This is a genomic window from Ruegeria sp. AE4 (genome assembly GCF_056542185.1).
Genome location: NZ_JBQFZK010000006.1, coordinates 25,803 through 45,631, shown reverse-complemented (window position 1 = coordinate 45,631; position 19,829 = coordinate 25,803). Strand labels below are relative to the sequence as shown.

Genomic DNA, 19,829 nt, shown 5'->3' with positions numbered 1-19,829 from the left:
TCAGTTGCCCAGAGCGTTGATCTGATCCAGAACGCCTTCGGGCCATGAGCCAGCGAATTCGCTGTCCAGATACATAGACTGTACCTGATCGCGGAACGCAGCGAGATCGGGTTCGTAAATCTCCATGCCCTGCTCTTTCAGGAAGCTGACAAGATCCTCTTCTTTCTGAAGCTGCTTCTGGCGGCCTGATTCAGCTGCTGCGTCCGCAGCTTCCTGAACCTTGGCTTGCTGTTCCGGTGTCAGCCCGTCCCAAACCTCTTTGCCGATGGCGATATAGTTCAGGTCGACCAGATGCGATGTCAGGACGATCTGATTGGTCACTTCATAGAACTTGGCGTCGACGACGGTCGGCAACGGGTTATCCTGCCCGTCAACGGCACCGGTCGACAGCGCGGTATAGACTTCGGAGAAGGCCATCGGTGTCGGCGCGGCACCCAGCGCCTTGCCAAGGAACTGCCATGCGTCGGTGCCCGGCATCCGCAGATTCACGCCTTCCAAATCTGCGGGTGTCGTGACTGTCAGCTCATCCTTGGGCTGGCGCAGGTTCACCTGACGACGGCCCAGATACATGACCGACAGCAGTTTGACGCCTAATTCTTCTTCGGCCTTCTGCTTAAAGGCATCCATCAAGGGATCGTTGAAGACAGCCACCTGATGCGCGGCGTCCTGGTGGACATAACCTGCGGTAAAGATCGAAAACTCGGGGAAGAACTGTGCCAGTTCCTGCGCCGAGGTGATCGACATTTCCAGGTTACCCCGGCTGATGGCATCCAACTCGGTGCCTTGGGCAAAGATGGTTCCATTATAGCTGGGCTCGTAGCTTGCAAAATCAGCGACCATCGGCGCGAAAACCTCGGCCATAGCGACCGAGCGCTGGTCGGTCTCCGATCCTGATGTTGCGAGGCGAAGTTGCACTTTGTCTTCCGCCAGCGCACCGCTTGTCGCGCCAAACAGAACACCGGTTGCAACAAGGGCTGATACAGCAGCCCGGCGGGTAAGTTTGGTAATCACTTTGCTCCTCCCTGAGACATCATGATGCTTCTTTTTTGCGATTCAGAGTTTTGCCCTATTTTGGAAATTTTGCAAGATTTTTTGCAAAATATCTGATATTTTATACTACTGTCATATCTACCATTGGTGTTTTTTGTAAGTTTTTGATCCTGACCGTTTCACCTGTTCTGCAAGAATTCTGAATAGCTTCAATAACTTGAAGCGTTCTGAAACCTTCCCATCCAGACACAATCGGCACTGCTTCGTGCCGGGCTACTTCAATAAAGTGCCTGAGCTGATTGACCAAAGGGTCAGACGCACCCTTCTTCAGCGCGGTCGATGAGATAGGCGTCCACCAGTCCCGTTGCTCACTCTGGTAACTCCACAGGCGAAGATCGGGAACGGACAACGAACCATGAGAGCCACCGATCATATAGCTACTCTCTGTGGTCGAAGGATAGATTGGATATTCCTGAGACGTCATCTCCCAGCTCCATGGAGCAACGATGCTGTCGGACACACTTATGGTCCCTATCGCCCCGCTTTCAAATGTCAACAGCGCACCAGCAACATCTTCGTTGTCGTAGCCCCGCTGCGATGCAGCCGACTGAGCCTGTACGGTCACAACTTCTCCGGCCAGGTACCTCAGCAGATCCACATCGTGGACAAGATTGACCGAGATGGGCCCTGCACCGGGTTTCTTTCTCCAGGGCGCAGTATCAAAATACTCGTCTGGCTTATAGAACCAGCAATTCGCATGGACAGCGCGCACATTTCCAATCTTTCCATCGACAATTGCTTCCTTAGCCGACCTGATCAAAGGATTGTGTCTGCGATGATGACCGACCATCAGTGGCACATTGGCCTTCTCCGCAGCTTGAACAAGCTCAAGTGCAGCGGTGGCTTCTACGGCGATCGGTTTTTCGACAAGAACAGGACAACCGTGTCGAACACACGTGAGGCCTTGTTCAACATGAAGCGTGGTCGGGGTCGCAAGAACAGCTCCGTCTGGCGTCTGATTTGCAAACATTTTCTCGAGGGTCTCGTAACATGCGACCCCGTGCTCAACGGCGTAAGCACGACCGTCATCACTGGGGTCGACTACCGCAACGAGATCAACATGGCGCAACGCTCGGATAGCGTCTGCGTGGCGGCGTCCAACAAGACCAATGCCGACAATGGCAATGCGAAAGTTCTTAGACACTTTGCTTCCTTCCGGAGGGTCCGGAAAATCCCGAAACCGTTGATTGCGATCAGGCTGCCTTGCCCAATTTGGCCACGACCGTATTGGGGTTTTCGCGATTCCGCAATAATGTATGATATTATTATTTATACCATACATCAGTTTGGATTGCTGATGTCTCAAAAAAATGCTAATTGAACGAGGAAACTAAAAATATCGGGTGAAACGCATGGCGAAACAGCCGTCTACGATAGGTGCAAGCACCTATCAGCGCATCAAGCGGGACATCATCTTCGGGGAGCTGCAGCCCGGCTCCAAACTGAAGCTGGACGCCTTGAAGGAACGCTATTCGGCAAGCCTTTCGACACTTCGTGAAACGCTGAACAGGCTCGCCAGCGACGGATTTGTCGAAGCTCCTGAGCAACGGGGTTTCCTGGTCACGCCAGTTTCACGAGAAGACCTGACCGAGATTTCAGAACTGCGCGTTCTGCTGGAATGCCACGCGTTGGAGTTGTCCATTGCGAATGGCGACACGGACTGGGAAGGCAACCTGGTCGCTGCGCATCATAAGCTGCATTTGATGGAGCAACGGCTTCTCAAGGGAGATGACTCTGAAAAGGAAACCTGGAAGAGGTACGATTCAGAGTTTCATCAAGCGATGATTGCAGCCTGTAATTCCAAGAACCTCTTATCCCTTCACTCAATCATTTATGACAAGTACCTTCGTTATCAGATGCTCGTACTGACCTACCGAGGTGAGGTTGCAGCCCAAGAACACAAACGAATGTTCGATGCCGCGTTGGCCAAAGACGCTGATACAGCCAAGAAACTGTTGGAAGATCACATCAGAAATGGCCTCGCCCACACGTTGGAGGCTATGTAAGGCGGCATGCTGATTGTGTGCCTCGACGTCTTCAGGTCGATTTGGCAGGGAATACCTCAAGATTCCACATCTAAATCGAGAAGTTTGTGAGCGCCCCATACCGGACCTTTAGCGTCGAAGCCGAATGCTGGTGGTGCAGCCCGCATAGCTGCCGATCGCTGGGATCCCGCCCACCACCTTCCGATATCACCGACCTCATGGCAGGGTACGGAGTTCTACAACAACATGCAGCTACTTCAGTTGATTTAGTGGAAATTCCTTTTTCAACGGCTCTCAAGCCGATGGCCGACTTCGTAGTAGAGGAAATCGGTCTCTGCAACTTTGGCGCAAACGGCACGTAGCTTGGTATTCATGCCGCTCTTGTCGACCCTCGTCATCTTGGGATTTCCGTTGGAAGCTAGTTCGCACGTCTAACCAGGAAATTCAGGAAAAACTGACCGTCGATACGTCGTGGCTCATACACGAGGCGTCGGTTGGGTTGCAGTCCTTGAGGCAATTTTACATCAATTCGAACCTTGTAGGGCGTCACCGGTGGACCAAAATGTGAGCTTAGGGTGAAACGGAGTTTCAGTTGACCGTTGTCATCCAATGACCCCTGGAAATCCTTGAACCACGGACCCCCTCCAGTAAACGCTTGGGCGGACACCAGAGTCACTTTGCTGCCTTTCCGATTGATCCGCAATGACGCGAGTGGTTCGATTTTTCCGGGGTAGTAGGATTCGTCGCCGCGCGTTGCAGTCTGCCAATAGTCATCATCCCATCTACGCCGAATGGAGATGACGTAATCACCGTCTAAACCTACAGCAACCGCAACTTCCTTGCAAACGCGACCCGGTTCTTTCTTAAGCGCAATGAGGGTCTGTTGTTGGTTCAGACCTTCCGCCGGAAGCCCCAGGTTTTTTCGGGCGTTCCGGTATCTGGTATATGCCGCTCTAGTGCGAGGACCTGCAACGCCGTCCGCCGCGCCCGCGCTGCATCCGACGCGGTTCAATTCGCTCTGAATGTCACGGACCAGGCTGCGTGTCTGTGCTTCCTCAGTCGGATTGTCCGGCGGAGCCACAACGGCGACTTCCGTGTCGTTCGTTCTGGGGTTGTCGTCAGGAGCAGCTTGTTGCCTTGCCTTCTCACGCAGATCATCCCGAAGCGAAAGGGCGAGCGTTACCGCAAAGTGATCATTCTGTTCCTGATAACGGTTTAGAAAGGACTCAATTGCATCCAGCGTTCCGAGTGAACGAGCCAACTCAAAGTCAGCGTAGATTTCACGGTTGTCAGACCCGACACGCTTGGCTTCCGGCGGCATGGGCGCTGCCACCGGAACTAGGTAGATATCTTGGCTCGGTAAAGAACCGTAGGTGAAAGGTTCCTGAAACCCATCTGTCAACTTAAATACGGTGTCGCGGACCTTGCGGAACATTTTACCTAGTTCCAGCCCAGGCTCTTCGATGTGCTTTAGCAGCGCTGTGGCATACGGGCTGTTACGCCCCTCTCCATCAAGAGCCAACGTTCCACCCTTGGCTGCGTAGCTTACTAATACTCCGCTGGGGTCAATACGACCCAATCCGCGACCGATGGAGCGTGTGCCGCCATTTCTTTCCATCGTGCTCAGGAATGGGTTGTTCCGGCACGCATCGATCAAAACGACCTTTAACCCATCGGCACCCGACAAAGAACTGATGACGGAGTCCAACCGTATCGCTTCAAATTCGATATCCTGATCGCTGCGCAGTTCTGAGTTTACAGGAATAAGGTAGTTTGTGTTTTCGATCTCAATCCCGTGACCCGCAAAATAGATGATGGCCATATCCGCATCTTTCGCCGCTCGACCAAAGTCGCGCAACGCAATGCGGAGACCACGGTAATCTAGATTCTGATTGTGCCAAACCGTGAAACCGATCCGTTGCAAGGCTTTGGCCAGATCCGAGGCATCATTGCCTGCATTTGGAAGATTGGCGACATGTTGATACTCGGCATTTCCAATCACCAATGCGACCCGTTTGGTGTCCGCGTGCGCAACATGCGAAACCGAGAACCAAATCGCAAAGCCTATCAGCCATAAGAATGTCCTGAAAGGGTATTGAAATGAACTGTTAAACAAACTGCCCCCGATCGGAACAAATTGAGACGCCTGAACATTACCACATAACCTGATTGAATCGAATATGCCGATCCGATTGCCAGCGTATCCTCAAAAAAAAATAGCTTCGCTGAAACCCTTTGGGCAGAGCGCGTTATTTCAGAGAACCTTCCAAGACCACAGAACGCGCATTCCATCCAGAGCCATCGAACCATTTTGTTGGGGTCACATCATCAAGGTCGCGCCGTCCTCGCGCTTCGTACTGAAATTGGGCAAATGATTTTCTGCCTTTGCCGTGAGTTTTGTTTGGCTTGGATGGCAACCAGTTGGTGTAGCTCACGGGTTCTCCGCTGAACCATCGCCATCCGATGATGGCACCGTCTTCTTTGGGGTCCTTTCTGAACCCGAAATAGGGTCCGGCCTTGTAGCTGATTTTCGTTTTGCTGTCGTATCCCAATTCAAAGAAAGCCGGGTCACTTGAAATCATCCGGACGATGAACGCATTCTCTGCAGCCGATGTTATTGCGGCCAAATCCAAGCCACATTTTTGCGCCTCGCTGCGCGCACTCTGCACACTGCCTGAATAAACCAGCGCAATATATAGGTTTCCGCGAAACGTACCATAGACGCTTTTACGCAGGCCCAAACAGCCAAGAATTTGCGTGACCTCTTCGGATTCACCTAACACTTCCAGTTCGGATATATCCTGTCGGACAGCAAAGGGATTGCTGATAAAACTCGCGCCATCATCCGCCAGCGGTCTGATCCCCAAACCGGACAGGACAGCAAGATCGGCATATCCGGTTGGTTCTAACCCGAAGTTGGCCTGAAGCGCCTTGATGCCTGATCGGGTCCGCGGTCCGAAAACTCCGTCAGGTGTACCAACGTCGAAGCCTGAGTTGTTAAGACTTTGTTGTACTTCCTTCTTCTGAGCAGGGCCCGGCAAGAGCGCGGCTTCTATCTCATCGAGCCGCCCGCTTTTTCTGGTCCAGGCAGGTGTGATCTGGGCCATCCGCTTCAGTATTTCGGGCTCGGATAACGTTGCAGCGCGATAGGATCTGGCGACCAAATCCCACCCCCTGACTGTGTTCACCTTCATAGCTGCGGCCAGCGCGTTTTTCTGAGTTACCTGCGGCCGCAAGACTGGTTCGTCAGACTCCTGAAGGTCAGGGAAGGGTAATGCAGCCTGTTCTACCTTGGGGACCAAAAAAATGTCCTCGCCCGGTAGTGAGCCATAGACAAAAGGCTCCTGATACCCGTCGGTCAGTGCGACCACGCGGTCGCGCACCTTGCGGAACAGTTTACCAAGTTCCACTCCCGGTTCTTCAACATGTTCCAGAAACGCCTGCGCGTAAGGGCTGTTCCGGCCGTCGCCATCCTGCGCCAGAGTCCCACCTCGGGCCGCGTATCCGACCACGACTCCTCTTGGTTCAACTGCGGCCAGACCGCGCCCGATTGAACGAGTGCTCGAGGCCTTTTTCATCTGGGCCAAAAACGGGTTGTTTCGGCATGCGTCAACAATCACGATACTTAGAGCCGACGAGCCAGCAATGGCATTCACGATAGCGTCCAGACGAATGGCTTCAAATTCTACATCCCGATCACTTTTTAGCGCGGCATTCACGGGTATCAGATAGTTTGTGTTCTCAATTTCGATTCCGTGGCCCGCGAAATACGCAAGCGCCACTTCCGCATCGGCTGCGGCTTCGGCAAAGTCGCGCAATGCAATGCGCATATCGGTGTAACTCACGTTTTGATGCTGTGTAACCTCAAACCCAATGCGCTGTAACGCCTTAGATATGTCCTCAGCATCATTGGCCGGATTGCGCAGGTCCGGGACGTATTGATAGGCGGAGTTACCTATTACAAGCGCGACGCGCTTGCCCTTAGCCTCTGCCGCAAGCGGCAAGATCAAGAGCAAACAAACCACCAACAAACACGAGGCGCCGCTTCGCCATTTGCTTTCAGGAACCATGAGCACAGACTCGACTCTGAACCGAACAGATCCTTATTTTAGCATAAAATTGCCTGACCACCGAGCTTAGGATCAGCTGAAGCGAGACAGAGCAGGAACTGGACTCAACGTAGTTTCAAGCCTACGCTAAACCTTCAAAAAGCGGATACACTTGCAGTTTTCTTCGAGAGGCGTCTTGTGTCGTGGAATTGGGTATCAATAGCTGTTTCTGTCTTCGTACTCGCTGCAGGCCTTTTTCTCAGCGGTTTTGCGCTAGCTTCCGGCGATGAGAAAAACACCGACACGTCCGCAGAAATTGTGTTTGTTCCTCCCAAAATAGGTACGCCAAAAGATCGAATGGGCGCAGGCACCCGGAATATACCTTCGGATGCCGCTTCTGACCTATTGCTACTGGTTCCAGCAGACGGTGGGCTAACAACTCAAGCCTTTCCGCCGTTGATCTGGCGGCTAACTCGCGGCCATCGAGGAAATGTAATCGTCAAACTGGGCCCATCCGGGATGACTGCAACAGAGTTACACATCAGTGGCCCTTTCCCACCCGGCGATTACGGTCTGGACCTCAGTAGGTCAAATATTGTGCTGGACACCGACCGAGTTTATCTTTTGCAACTCGAGTTGCTCGATCCAAACACCGACGCGGTGGTCGAACGAACATCAGGATTGATCGAGCGTTTGCCGGAAGAATTTAGATCCGACACCCCGGCCGCAGCTGGTCTGTGGTTCGATGCGCTCTCTGAACTTGTGGATATAGGCCTCAGCGGCCGTGTGCAGGCGACGAACCCAGCCGAACTCGAACAATTGCTGAACTCAGCTGGCGTAGGTCAGTGACATCGAAGCGTCAAAAGCATGCATGGCAGAGAACGTCATCGCTCATGCCGGTTTGGCAACGCTGGGTGTTGGTCTGTGTCATTACACTGATTGTCGGCATGCCTCTGGTCGAACTCCGGAAAAAAGGCATGCTCGAGTCACTTGAGCTTCTCCAATACGATTGGACAATATCGGCCTTTGCGGCGGATGAACCTATAGCAGACGTTTATCTGGTTGCCATCACCGACCGAGATTTGAGCGAATGGGGTTGGCCTGTCCCCGATCGGCAATTGGCACAGATTGTAAACACCTTGCTCGCCTCTGGTGCAACTACGGTGGGCGTCGACATTTACAGGGACGTTCCGGCAGGTGAAGGTCGGGACGCCTTACTTGAGGTGCTGAGCGATCCCAGAGTTTTCGTGATCTCGAAATTGCAGGATAGCGAGACTGCTGGCATTTCAGCGCCGCCGGGCACGCACACTGGGTTCGCTGATATTCCAATTGACCCTGATGGCGTTGCCCGACGCGCCTTGTTGTTAGTAAATACGCACGATGGTATTTCCCTGTCACTGCCTATGCATCTGGCCGCGACCCATACCGGGCAACCCGCATTGAAAAGCGCTCCCGACAATCCGCGCTATTTGATGTTTGGCGATACAGTTGTAGAACCCTTGGCCCCGGGTGCAAACCTGTTCCGCAACGTGGATACGTCAGGCTATCAAATCGTCATTGATTACAAAAATGCATTGCCGATCACGCGCAGTGTTCCCGCCGCAGAGATTCTGACTCAAACTGGGCTGGATCGCTTTGAGGGAAATGCCGTGATAATCGGCGTTACCAGTCATTCCGTAAAAGATTACTTTTCAACACCACTCAACCGATCAACCGGGTCAGATTTTACCTTTGGTGCCGAAATTCATGCCGCCATCGTTCAACAGTTGATTGACTACTTCAACGGCCAAGCCTCTCCGCTGCGCGCGTTGGACGGTCAGTTCCCTGCGTTCATCATCCTCGCTTCGGTCTTCTTAGGTGCCTGCGTGTCTGTTTTCGTCAGGGTCACCGGCAATGCGGTGTTGCTGGCTGGGATAGGTGGCGTCCTGCTAACGATTACGTTGTCCATGTTTCAACAGTTCGCGTTGTTAATGCCTGTCGCGCCTTCTCTGCTGGGCTGGACTTTCGGGTTTCTTTTCGGCTTTGGGATCATCTCAGGCTTTTCGCGCAACCAAAGACGCGCGATCGCACAGGTTTTTTCATCTCATCTGTCCGAAGAGTTGTCAGCTGAGATCTGGAAGCAGCGCAAAAATCTAATGTCGGGTGGAAAGCCCCGATCTCGACAGCTGTATGTTACGGCGCTGCTTGCGGATATTGAAGGGTCGACCCTCGCCGGGAATGCGATGGATGCAGACGAGTTTATGACGTGGATCGCGCGAATTCTTGATCGGCTGGGTGAAATCGCTCGCGCGCATGGTGGGTTTGTCGAGAAATATACAGGAGACGGCATACTGGTTGTGTTTGGCGCGCCAATTCCAAGCGAAACACACGAGCAAAGGCAATCGGACGCGCAGGCCGGACTACGTTGTGCCAACGCCATGCGCGAAGCCGTGGCATCACTTAATAACACTTTTCGAAATCAACGTGCATACAAGCTACGGATTGCGCTGAACAGCGGAGAAGCAATCGGTGGCACACTGGGTGTCAGCGGATCCATGCATTATAACGTCATCGGTGATACGATAAATGTCGCTGCACGCCTGGAAAGCTGGATCAAGACCCTAGCACCGGATGCCGATGGGTTTCGTCCCATTTATATGACCATGGCGACGGCAAAAACTGTGGACGCTGAACGACGATGGCCAGTGGCTGCGAGTTTCATTCACGATGATGGCGAGACAGAAATTCAAGTAGTTGAACTCAACAGGCGCGTACCCGAGTAGCTGCGAATACTTCGTGTTGTGAGTTTCAACGTTTTGTTATCGTCACATCCATGAAAAAGGCTTTGTCGAACTGGCCTTGGTTGGAGTGGAGGGTTTGCCCCTTGGAAAAGTCTGCAGGAATTCTCTGAGTAATCGAGAAGGGGACAATTCTTACTTTACCAAACAGGTACCCTGTATTTCCCGAAATACGCAACCGCCCCTTTTCTGATAACGATGCGCGAAATCGTTTTGGTCGATTTTCACCACCTTCCGTCAGATCCTGAGCGCTGATCATCTGAAACCCGGCGGACGACTTCCGGTACACCATCTGCAACACTATTTTGGGCCGATCCTTAGCAAGCTCAGGGTCATTGTAGTTTGGATTGGGTCGTCTTCTGACCACGATTGAGTAATCCCCATGGTAGCTGTTCGCTACTGCGCCGGTTTGGGTCGTCTTCGGCAAGGCAGCAAGCGTTTCGCCGCTCGTTTGTTCCTCGCTGTGCGCCGAGGGTGGCGGCTTTGCGACGTTCTTTAACACAGCAAGGCTTTGCGCTGTCAGATACCCCGTTCTGGTCGAACCGCTTTTGCTCTGAAATTGCTTTAGTGCCGCACGAGAGCGCGTACCGAATATCCCATCAACAGGCCCGGCTGAATACCCTAGGAAATTCAGGCCACGTTGAATGTTGCGATAGTCGTTTTGGCTGAGATTAAGATCCTTTTCTGCCACAAGGGCTGGATCTGGTTGTTGCCCCGCGACGTTTTCCTGGTTCGTCGTGTTGATCGGGCTTTGGGACGCGGCAGCAGACTCTGTAGGCACGCTGGCGTTGTTCTTAATCGGTTGTGAACGGCTGAGCACATCGGCTACGTCAGCCGCATATTGACCAGCGCGTGTATTTGGATAGAGCTGCGCGATCATCTTCAAAGCGCCCAACTTGACCGTTTGATCATCCAACTTTAACGCTTCGCGCAGAACGCGTTGGGCAGATTTTTCACGCTCATCTTCAGGCGAGGACTCGGCAACAGGCGCAGGCGTTTCTTTTAAAATGGAAGGTACCTTGGCCGCTGCAGGGACAAGGAATATATCCCGCCCTGGCAATGAGCCATAAGTGAAGGGCTCTTGGTACCCATCGGTAAGTTTAAAGACTGAATCCCGGACTTTGCGAAACAATTTCCCAAGTTCCAGCCCGGGAACCTCAATATGTTCAAGCAGCGCTTCGGCATATGGGCTGTTGCGACCTTTTCCATCCAAAGCCAAAGTTCCACCGCGTGCAGAATAGCCGACCAGAACACCTCCGGGGTCAATACTGCTCAATCCGCGCCCGATCGACCGCGTCGCGGTTGTGCGCTCCATATCAGAAAGGAACGGATTGTTTCGGCAGGCGTCAATAAGAACAAGTTTGAGACCTTTCGCCGTCGATACCGAATTTAGTACCGAGTCCAGCCGTATAGCCTCGAATTCCACATCCTTGTCGCTTTTGAGTTCCGCGTTGGTGGGAATCAGGTAATTAGTGTTGTCTATTTCGATGCCATGACCCGCAAAATAGACCAATACCACGTCGGCCGTCGCAGCCTTGTCGGAAAAATCCCGAAGGGCCAGCCGCATTTGGCGATAGTCGAGATCGTATAATTCGGTCACATTAAAACTTATCCGACCAAGCGCTGCTGCTATATCCCGGGCGTCATTTGCCGAGTTCGGAATATTCGAAACGTACTCATACTGCGAATTTCCTATGACAAGCGCCGTACGTCTGACATCAGATACGTCCGCCAGTACAATAGCAGGTCCGAACATCACAATAGCGATGAGGCTAGACCTAAGCCGCAAAAAACCTAGAAAAACAAGGTGTACTAGCATAATAACTTCGTCCACGAAAGCCGCAGTTACTTTAACATAATCCACATCGAATCGCGATAAGGCTACAAAGAATTTGCCAGGTGTGCCGCCAACTTTTTCGTATGAACCGCGCTAAAACTTCCCGTTTCATCAAACGAAGGATCAGGCCTACGCTGGGATTCAAGTCGTTCACTTCAGCAGCATCTGCCTTGGCTGGTATCGAACTGGTCAACATGATCCGCAAAGGTCAGTTCACGCCTGGACTCTCTCCATTTCAACAGTTTGCCAGATTGGCTGGATAATCGGCTCGTCAGCACTGACAATGCTAATCTCATTTAAGTTTGCGACACGTGTAGACGCCCAAAACACAAGAGGTAATTTTGACCGGTAATTGCATCGGTTCGGGTACTGACATGTGTTCGGCCTGTTGCGCGGCGTTTGCACATGCCGCTGGCCCCTATGGTGTTAGCGGATCCGGTCCAATTCAGAACCACGTGCTCAAAGCACTCTGTCGCAAGCTGGTTTTTCCGACCCGGTCTCACGATCCTTATGCCATACCGTCCATTGTCCTCTTCCGTTTCCGCCGCCTCGCGGCCACAGACGCCTTACGCGTTGGCAGCCGGAGCCCGGTAGACTTCCCCTGTGTTCATCAAGGCCCAAACGATCCTCGCCATCATGTTCGCAAGGGCCACGCGAACCAGCAGTGGCGGCTTGCGTTCGATCATGCGGGCAAGCCAGGGATCGGTTTCCGTTCTCTTACGTGAACGCCACATAACAACGCTGTTGGCACCGTTGATCAGTAACCGCCTGAGCGAACGTTCTCCCATCTTTGTCGTTGCGCCGAGGCGCTGCTTGCCCCCTGTTGAATGCTGTCTTGGAACCAGCCCGAGCCAAGCCGCGAAGTCGCGCCCTCGCGGGAACGTTTCCGGCGGCGGGGCGAGGGCCACCAGCGCAGTCGCGATGAGCGGACCAATTCCAGGCACCGTCATAAGGCGGCGTGCCGTTTCATTTGACCGCGCGCGGCGGGCAATCTCGGCATCCAGTTCTTTGATCTGACCCTCCAGCTGGTTCAACATGCTGATCAGCCTTTCTAAGCACTGGCGCAGGCCTCCATTCAGGTTGTTTGCAAACCCACAATGGCACACCGAGGCCAGCGGGGGCCTCTACACCTTCAGAACCGTACAGGATTTCTCAAATGGAGCGATTTCTTTGCCGACCCCGGTTGCAGAACTGGTCGATATGGAACTTAGAACGCTCTGTGGCGGGATCGTCCGGTGGTCCGGCAGATCTCACGAATTGATCGCATTTGAAGAAGGCGGACTTGTACGAAGCCTCGATAGCTTCCAATCGGGTCAGGTCGAAGACTTGGTTACGGAATTTGGCCTCAACCCAGCTGAAGTTACCGAAGTGCGCGGAGATTCAGACGATCAAGCCCTTTGGATCAGATATCTGAAATAATGAATCGTCTGCACCCGCTACACTTGCGTTCCCCAGCAATCCACTTATGAAAGTGCCATCAATTGACCTCGGGGAAAGCTTACGATGCGCATGCGCGATACGTTCATCAAACCGATGCACCCTGAAGGCATTCGGTTTGTCGCGATCTTTGCCGCCATCACGGTCGGTCTGTTTCTCCTGTCCGACATTCTGGGCTGGATTGGCGTCGGCCTTACGGTCTGGTGCTACTATTTCTTTCGCGACCCCGAACGCGTATCACCGACAGGGGAAGGCTTGATTGTCAGCCCGGCGGATGGGGTGGTTTCGCTAATCGAAGCGGCAGTGCCGCCGAGTGAGCTTGGGATGCCAAACACGCCCCTCACTCGTGTCAGTGTATTCATGAGCGTCTTCAATTGCCATGTGAACCGCACGCCCATTGAAGGTGAGATCACCGCCGTTGCCTACCGCCCCGGCAAATTTTTCAACGCATCCCTAGATAAGGCCAGTGCCGATAACGAGCGCAACAGCCTGCGTATTCGAATGAGGAATGGTCAGGACCTGGCTGTGGTCCAGATTGCCGGCCTAGTGGCCAGACGGATCGTCTGCTTTGTGAAACCTGGCAACGCGCTTCAAACCGGAGAGCGATTTGGATTGATCCGTTTCGGTTCCCGTCTGGATGTTTATCTTCCAGATGGCGTGGAGCCGCAGGTGCGTGTCGGGCAAACGATGATTGCCGGCGAAACTATCCTTGCCAGTTTGCACACACCCAATGAAAAGTAGGTGGCTGGATCAGTGACAGAACCATCCGAACAGGAAGAGACCGGGTTTGCGCTGATTCATTTGCTGCCCAATGCACTGACAATAACAGCCATTTGCGCGGGCCTGTCGGCAATCAGATTTGGCGTTCAGGGCAACTACGAGCTTGCGGTGCAGTTGATTATAGCCGCTTGTGTGCTGGATGGGTTGGACGGGCGCATTGCGCGCTTGCTCAGCAGTGACAGCAAAATCGGGGCAGAACTGGATTCGCTTGCGGATTTCTTGAACTTCGGTGTTGCCCCGCCGCTTGTTCTCTATTTCTGGGCTTTGCAGGATGTACCCAGTGCTGCATGGCTCGCCGTGCTGTTTTTTGCGGTGTGCTGCGTTATGCGCCTTGCTCGGTTCAATGTGGGCAGCAAGTCCGAGACCTGCGAACATGACAGCGCTTATTTCGAGGGGGTTCCGGCCCCTGCAGGGGCGCTGCTGGTCATGTTGCCAATGTATCTGTCCTTCGCTTTCGCGGATGCGCCCGCGCTGCCCAGTATATTGATTTGCCTCTTCATCGTGATCATTGGTCTTTTGCTTATCAGTCGCATACCGACCTGGTCTTTTAAAACCACGCGGATTTCACGCGAGAACGCGAAGTTTTTTCTCATCGGTGTCGCTGTTGTTGGCGCCGCGCTGCTGACCTTTGCCTGGGCCACGCTGATCGCGCTTTGTGTCGGATATGTGGGAATGGTCGCCTGGGCGTGGATTGACAGGGAAGCACCTTCTAACCGTTAAGGATACGATATGGACATCAAAGCCGTTCAAACCTCTTACGCTCGCTGGGCACCCGTCTATGACAAGACGTTTGGGGCCGTCACCAATGTCGGGCGGCAGCATGCGGTTGACTATATCAACAGACGTCCTGGCAAGGTTCTGGAGGTTGGCGTGGGCACCGGGCTGTCACTGGAACATTACGGACCCAGGACTCAGGTGACCGGAATCGACTTCAGCGAGGACATGCTGCAAAAAGCACGCGGCAAGGTAAGAGATTTATCCCTGAGCCACGTTGCGGAGCTAAGGCAAATGGATGCCCGCGCGCTTGATTTCCCAGACAACCATTTCGATACGGTTGCAGCGATGCATGTGCTGTCCGTCGTTCCAGAACCGGAAAAGGTAATGGCGGAAATTGTGAGGGTCTGTAAACCCGGCGGCAGTGTGGTGATTACGAACCATTTCAAACGAGAGCGAGGTCTGCTGGCAACCTTGGAACGCGCGTTTGCGCCAGTCGCTAACACAATCGGTTGGCATTCTGACTTCGAAATCGACACGGTATTACAAGAGCAAGCGCTAACTGTCGAAGAGCAAAGAGCCCTACCACCGATCGGGATGATGACCTTTCTGGTTTTGAGAAAATCAGGGGTTGCATAGGGTTCTAATAAAAAATTAGCGCCGCCGAAAACAGGAAGCCGAGCAGAATGACAGGTATTGCCAAGTTGATGACCCGAGCATGTGAGGTATTGGCGAAGACAGGATCAAGCGGTCATTTCCGCAGTGTACTCGTCCCAGAGGCTGAATGCGTCCGTGCGAGCGTGGTGGTATGAGTTTGCGGTGAGTTGATATCGGCTGGGGCGGAAGACCAGGTTGATTTGGTCATGCGCTGAGAGAAATCTCTGAACCTGTAGGTGAGACTTGAACTGGCCCATGATCTTTTCTCGTTTGCGGGTTGGTTGGTGCGACACTTCGATGGCGTTATTCAGACCTTTGTGGGCATGATGGTCAGCGTCCGGTGCCAGTACTTTGATTGGTTTGATATAGCTGCGCAATTTGCGGCGATCGCCCGCCACAACCAGTGTTTGTTGCCACGGATCATGATTACGACTTCGTCCATGTGCCACTTGTCATTCGGCCATGGACGATCCCGTCTGATACAATCTACAAAGTGTCAACCGAAGCGATTGACCCATAGCCGAACTGCTTCCCGGCTTACGATCACGCCCCGAGCAGCCAACAGATCCTCAACGTCAGCTGTGCTCAACCCAAAGCGATGGTAAGCCCAGACCGCGTAAGCAATGATCTCACGAGGAAAGCGAAAACCTTTCAGGAGTGGCATGATCGTTGGGATGTTCATTAGCGCGACATAGCTGGATCATTCAACGTGAACAACTTGGCAATACCGTCGAGTTAGGTTCTTTCGCAAACTTCTCTGAGATCTGCATACATGAAGCTGGAGGGACGATTGTCCAGCCAGTTGGCTGAACTGCTGAAAAAGACGGAATATGGGCTTGAATTGACCTTTGCTGATCTTCTTGAAGACTGTTCGGAAACTACTCGATGGGACCGAACATGAGATCACGTACGTTCGACAATTGGGCAACAAGGCCGAAGACAGTTACTCAGCTGCGTCCACGCGAACCGTCCTGATGCTGGGATCAATACGGCTGTAGGCGGCCAGAAGTCGCGCCGACCACTTCTGCGAAATATAATCGGCCATGAATCGTGACGGTGCGATAAGGACAACACGCCCCCCTGCCCTTTCAGCTTCGGACAGATGTTGAAACCAGCTTGCCCACAGTTCCGGATCGCGACCGTGTAGAATCGCCTGTACCTGCGACCACACATCCCCAGCTGGGCTGTCAGGGGTACTGGGTTTGGTTGCAAAGGGTACGACATTCGTTTCGGGTTCCGGCACGTCAGTCATCCGGGCTTGAAAGTCCGATCCGATAACAGACCACACCTCTTCGGTGTCAATCAGGATTTGTTTCAGATCGATCTCGTACACGGCTACACGACCCCGCGCAGCGGGCCGTTTTACCGTTACCCAACCTAATGTGCGAAATCTGGACATTTCGCGCTTTACGGTTCTTTCGTTCACTGCCCACAGGCGCGAAATTTCTTCCCGTCCAATGGATAATTCGTTGTTGCGCCAGTTATACCGGGTCGTAATCAACGAAATGATACGCAAAATACTTCGTTGTCGGTGCTTGTCGCCTGACAGCGCATGAACGGTCAGAGCAGATAGTATATCATATTTCAAAGCCGGCGCATTTCGCCCGACCGGTTTCGCAAGCTGCATATCCGTTCTCACCGCTCAGTCTGCCTCTGGCGGGTGTGTCCCGCCAATCTCGCGCCGTTTGCCAACGCTTTTCGTCATCTTGGCCTAATTAGCGTCCAAAGCTTCGATTCTGTCAAGCCAAGACTGGAACATCGCGAGATCTTGCGCAGATCAAACTCAAAAACCGAAAAGAAATTTGGTGAAATATTGGTGATGGGGGACATTCTGTGTGTCCCTTTATTGGGTCTTTGTGTCCCCCTATATGTGGTTATTTCCTTCGGTCCGTCCCCCTAAATACTGGCTGGATAGGGCTGTCTTGATCTTTTTGTTCCAACTGGGGCGGTCGAATCGCTTCGGGTGTTTTTACGCCTTGTTTTCTTACCCGTGGGTAAGATCGTACTCTCATCATAATTTCTTTTGCGTAAAGTGCAAATCAAGCGTAAATAGGAAACGAGCAGAAATTTACGTTCCAAACTAAGAGACCCGAGGCATGTACACGCACGAAGACCTGAACGCATTGCGCAATCAGTCCCTCAAGTTGCAGGGGTGGATTCGCCAGCAGACCTTTAGCCCTGAGATGGAGAAAACGCTCCGCCGGTTTTCCAGCTGGGAAGTGTCCGAACTGATCTTCCGGGTGAACCAGTCAACCTTTCGCGGAAAGCTTGCAGCCGATCCTTCCCTACCTGGTGGAGAAGTTGAGCCCGACGGGCGTCAGCGCTGGTTCAGCCTGGAAGAGGTGAACGAGCTTCGGCGACGGCTCAAGATTAATCGCAAGTCACTGATGCCCCCTCGCCCTGAAGGCAAGCGCGCCATTCGTGCGGCTGTCGCAAACTTCAAGGGTGGCGCGGGAAAGTCGACCGTGGCGCTGCATCTTGCCCATGCAGCCGCCCTGGATGGGTATCGGGTCCTTGTGGTGGATTTCGACCCTCAGGCAACACTAAGCCATTCGATGGGGCTGACGGATGTGGCCGAAGATTATACGGTCTGGGGGATCATGGCGCGTGACCTCATTCGTGAAACAGAACGCATGAATAACCGCCCCGCCGCTGCAGAATCGGGAACCGCTCTGCCCCGCCGGGAGTTGCCGCCCGCGATAACAGATATGGGCCTGGGCGATCTGCGAATTGCTGATTTCATCAAGAAGACCTCCTGGTCGACGATCGATGCGATACCTTCCTGTGCGAACGCAGCCTTTGTTGAATTTGCGTCGGCCCAGTACCGGCACCTGAATCCCGAATGGTCCTTCTTTGCGGCGGTGTCCCGGTATCTGGATCAGATTCCGGATGACGCCTATGACCTTATCCTGTTCGATTGTCCGCCCGCAATCGGGTACCAGTCTATGAACGCGGTCTTTGCCGCAGACATGCTTTATATCCCTTCTGGGCCCGGATATTGGGAGTATGACTCGACCACATCGTTCATCGGCCAATTGGCAGAAGCGTTGGAAGATCTGGCCTATGGGTTCGACAAGACCTTACCCACGGGTAAGATTGGGTTGCCCAAAACCTTCTGTGAGTTGCGGTTCCTGTTGACGCGGTATGAACCGGGCAATGCGCTGCATCTGGCGATGTTTGATGCCTTTAAGAAGGTATTTGGCGAGCACGTCGCACAGCACCCGGTGGAAATGACCCGTGCGGTGGAGCAGTCTGGACGTTTTCTGAGCTCGGTCTACGAAATGGACTACCGCGAAATGACTCGCGAAACCTGGCGGCGCGCCCGCTCAACTTTCGACAATGTGTATGAGGAATTCCGGGGCGTAATGTTATCGGCCTGGGACAAGGTGGAGGATGACGCATGAGCCGCAAGCGGAGAATGTTCGATATTGATTTACCGGCTATGGATGACATTCCTGTTGGTAAGGTGCCGGATAAAGTTTTCGAAAAACGACGTGGCCCAATGGCCGCTGCAATTTCGGAAAATGCCGACGCTTTGCGTGATCAACAATCGACAGAGCAATCCATCCGTGCAGAAAACGATCGTCTTGCACACGAACTGGTTCGGCTGAGAGCCGAAGGTTTGGTGACAGAACGAGTGGTGCTGAACGACGTTGTAACGGAAAAGCTGACACGAGATCGCAAACCCGGTCCCGATCCAGAACTGGATGAACTAAAGGACTCTATTAGGGAGATCGGCTTGTCCAACCCGATCCGCCTGGAGCGCAGGTCGGACGGGCTGTATGAATTGATCCAGGGCATGCGCCGTTTGTCTGCCTATCGTGCCTTGTACGATGAGACCGGTGACGAAACCTATGCCAGAATTCCAGCGGGGATTTCTGATGCGGGTGATCTGGACAACAGTTATCGGCGTATGGTCGACGAGAACCTGATCCGAAAGGATATCTCATTTGCGGAAATGGGCGCCCTCGCCCGTGCATATTCCGAAGACCCTGCGAATGACTGTCCGGATGTCGACAAGGCGGTGTCCACGCTGTTCAAATCTGCCAGCTACACAAAGCGCAGCTATATCCGGTCTTTTGCCAGTTTGCTGCTAATGTTGGACAAAGTTCTGACCCACCCGAACGACATTCCGCGAAACGTGGGTGTTGAGCTAAAGCGCAAATTTGACGCGACGCCAGGTCTGGTTCGCCAGGTAAGCGAGGCACTGAAGAGTGAGCCTGATCGGGATGGCGCGCGTGAAGTCGCAATTCTTAGGTCATTTCTAGGTGAGCCAGAAGCTGTGTCCTCGAAGAAGACGGAGGCCGCCAGTGCAGGTAAACCACGCCGCGCGAAAACAACTTTTCAGGTTTCGGGCAGGGCAGGGATCGCGAAATGTGCTGCTTCTAGTGGAAGGATCGAGGTGCGGTATGATCTGGATTTTACCCGCGTTGATCGAAGCAAACTGGAGGCAGCAATTGCTGCGCTGCTCGATGCGCTTCCCGAGGAAGATGATCTTACCCACGGGTAAGATCACGACCTGGCAAGTCAGGTGAAGGCGTCG

The 19,829-nt window shown here is 53.3% G+C and carries 15 protein-coding genes and 3 pseudogenes; 10 read left to right on the top strand and 8 right to left on the bottom strand.

Annotated elements, in window-relative coordinates:
• Complete coding sequence (locus ACR0EK_RS10270; protein ID WP_480483577.1) at positions 1-1,011, bottom strand: sialic acid TRAP transporter substrate-binding protein SiaP; 1,011 nt, start codon at positions 1,009-1,011, stop codon at positions 1-3.
• A gap of 100 nt (positions 1,012-1,111) precedes the next feature.
• Positions 1,112-2,194, bottom strand: coding sequence for a Gfo/Idh/MocA family protein (locus ACR0EK_RS10265; RefSeq protein ID WP_480899783.1), 1,083 nt, complete (start codon positions 2,192-2,194; stop codon positions 1,112-1,114).
• A 208-nt stretch (positions 2,195-2,402) separates the two neighbouring features.
• Between ACR0EK_RS10265 and ACR0EK_RS10260 the strand changes: the two genes are divergently transcribed.
• Positions 2,403-3,056 (top strand): GntR family transcriptional regulator, encoded by a 654-nt coding sequence (locus ACR0EK_RS10260; RefSeq protein ID WP_209506749.1) that lies wholly within the window; start codon positions 2,403-2,405, stop codon positions 3,054-3,056.
• Positions 3,057-3,453: 397 nt separating this feature from the next.
• Here the strand turns inward: ACR0EK_RS10260 and ACR0EK_RS10255 are convergent, their stop codons facing one another.
• Entirely contained in the window at positions 3,454-5,151 is a 1,698-nt protein-coding gene (locus ACR0EK_RS10255; RefSeq protein ID WP_480899785.1) for a caspase family protein, read from the bottom strand.
• Positions 5,152-5,284: 133 nt separating this feature from the next.
• On the bottom strand, positions 5,285-7,060 hold the full coding sequence (locus ACR0EK_RS10250) for a caspase family protein (RefSeq protein ID WP_480967802.1): 1,776 nt from the start codon (positions 7,058-7,060) through the stop codon (positions 5,285-5,287).
• Positions 7,061-7,282: 222 nt separating this feature from the next.
• On the opposite strand from ACR0EK_RS10250, the gene ACR0EK_RS10245 reads away from it, so the two are divergent.
• Both ACR0EK_RS10245 and ACR0EK_RS10240 read left to right on the top strand, forming a co-directional pair.
• The gene (locus ACR0EK_RS10245; RefSeq protein WP_480899789.1) at positions 7,283-7,933 is read left to right on the top strand and encodes a DUF928 domain-containing protein; all 651 of its coding nucleotides are present in this window, start codon (positions 7,283-7,285) and stop codon (positions 7,931-7,933) included.
• Positions 7,934-8,031: 98 nt separating this feature from the next.
• Positions 8,032-9,846 (top strand): CHASE2 domain-containing protein, encoded by a 1,815-nt coding sequence (locus ACR0EK_RS10240; protein WP_480899791.1) that lies wholly within the window; start codon positions 8,032-8,034, stop codon positions 9,844-9,846.
• Positions 9,847-9,871: 25 nt separating this feature from the next.
• On the opposite strand, the gene ACR0EK_RS10235 is transcribed toward ACR0EK_RS10240, so the two are convergent.
• Complete coding sequence (locus ACR0EK_RS10235; RefSeq protein ID WP_480967790.1) at positions 9,872-11,695, bottom strand: caspase family protein; 1,824 nt, start codon at positions 11,693-11,695, stop codon at positions 9,872-9,874.
• A 107-nt stretch (positions 11,696-11,802) separates the two neighbouring features.
• On the opposite strand from ACR0EK_RS10235, the pseudogene ACR0EK_RS10230 reads away from it, so the two are divergent.
• Positions 11,803-11,961: pseudogene (locus ACR0EK_RS10230) on the top strand (IS6 family transposase); the annotation flags it as partial.
• Positions 11,962-12,264: 303 nt separating this feature from the next.
• Here ACR0EK_RS10230 and ACR0EK_RS10225 read toward each other — a convergent pair.
• Positions 12,265-12,753: pseudogene (locus tag ACR0EK_RS10225) on the bottom strand (IS110 family RNA-guided transposase); the annotation flags it as partial.
• On the opposite strand from ACR0EK_RS10225, the gene ACR0EK_RS10220 reads away from it, so the two are divergent.
• The 4 genes from ACR0EK_RS10220 (at position 12,734) to ACR0EK_RS10205 (ending at position 15,268) form a co-directional block, all read left to right on the top strand.
• Entirely contained in the window at positions 12,734-13,117 is a 384-nt protein-coding gene (locus ACR0EK_RS10220; protein WP_480833471.1) for a hypothetical protein, read from the top strand. The pseudogene ACR0EK_RS10225 and the gene ACR0EK_RS10220 overlap by 20 nt on opposite strands.
• A gap of 84 nt (positions 13,118-13,201) precedes the next feature.
• Positions 13,202-13,876, top strand: coding sequence for a phosphatidylserine decarboxylase (locus ACR0EK_RS10215; RefSeq protein WP_480773855.1), 675 nt, complete (start codon positions 13,202-13,204; stop codon positions 13,874-13,876).
• A gap of 12 nt (positions 13,877-13,888) precedes the next feature.
• Positions 13,889-14,635: a CDP-diacylglycerol--serine O-phosphatidyltransferase gene (pssA, locus tag ACR0EK_RS10210; RefSeq protein WP_480773856.1), complete on the top strand. Its 747-nt coding sequence runs from the start codon at positions 13,889-13,891 to the stop codon at positions 14,633-14,635.
• Between the two features lie 9 nt (positions 14,636-14,644).
• On the top strand, positions 14,645-15,268 hold the full coding sequence (locus ACR0EK_RS10205; RefSeq protein WP_480773857.1) for a class I SAM-dependent methyltransferase: 624 nt from the start codon (positions 14,645-14,647) through the stop codon (positions 15,266-15,268).
• 104 nt (positions 15,269-15,372) lie between these two features.
• Here ACR0EK_RS10205 and ACR0EK_RS10200 read toward each other — a convergent pair.
• A pseudogene (locus ACR0EK_RS10200) lies at positions 15,373-15,968 on the bottom strand (IS6 family transposase).
• A 261-nt stretch (positions 15,969-16,229) separates the two neighbouring features.
• Complete coding sequence (locus ACR0EK_RS10195; RefSeq protein ID WP_480871452.1) at positions 16,230-16,913, bottom strand: DnaA N-terminal domain-containing protein; 684 nt, start codon at positions 16,911-16,913, stop codon at positions 16,230-16,232.
• A gap of 469 nt (positions 16,914-17,382) precedes the next feature.
• Here ACR0EK_RS10195 and ACR0EK_RS10190 point away from each other — a divergent pair, with 469 nt between their 5' ends.
• Positions 17,383-18,690 (top strand): AAA family ATPase, encoded by a 1,308-nt coding sequence (locus ACR0EK_RS10190; protein ID WP_480483587.1) that lies wholly within the window; start codon positions 17,383-17,385, stop codon positions 18,688-18,690.
• Entirely contained in the window at positions 18,687-19,796 is a 1,110-nt protein-coding gene (locus ACR0EK_RS10185) for a ParB/RepB/Spo0J family partition protein (protein ID WP_480558978.1), read from the top strand. The genes ACR0EK_RS10190 and ACR0EK_RS10185 overlap by 4 nt, the downstream gene beginning before the upstream one ends.
• Positions 19,797-19,829 lie beyond the last annotated feature (33 nt).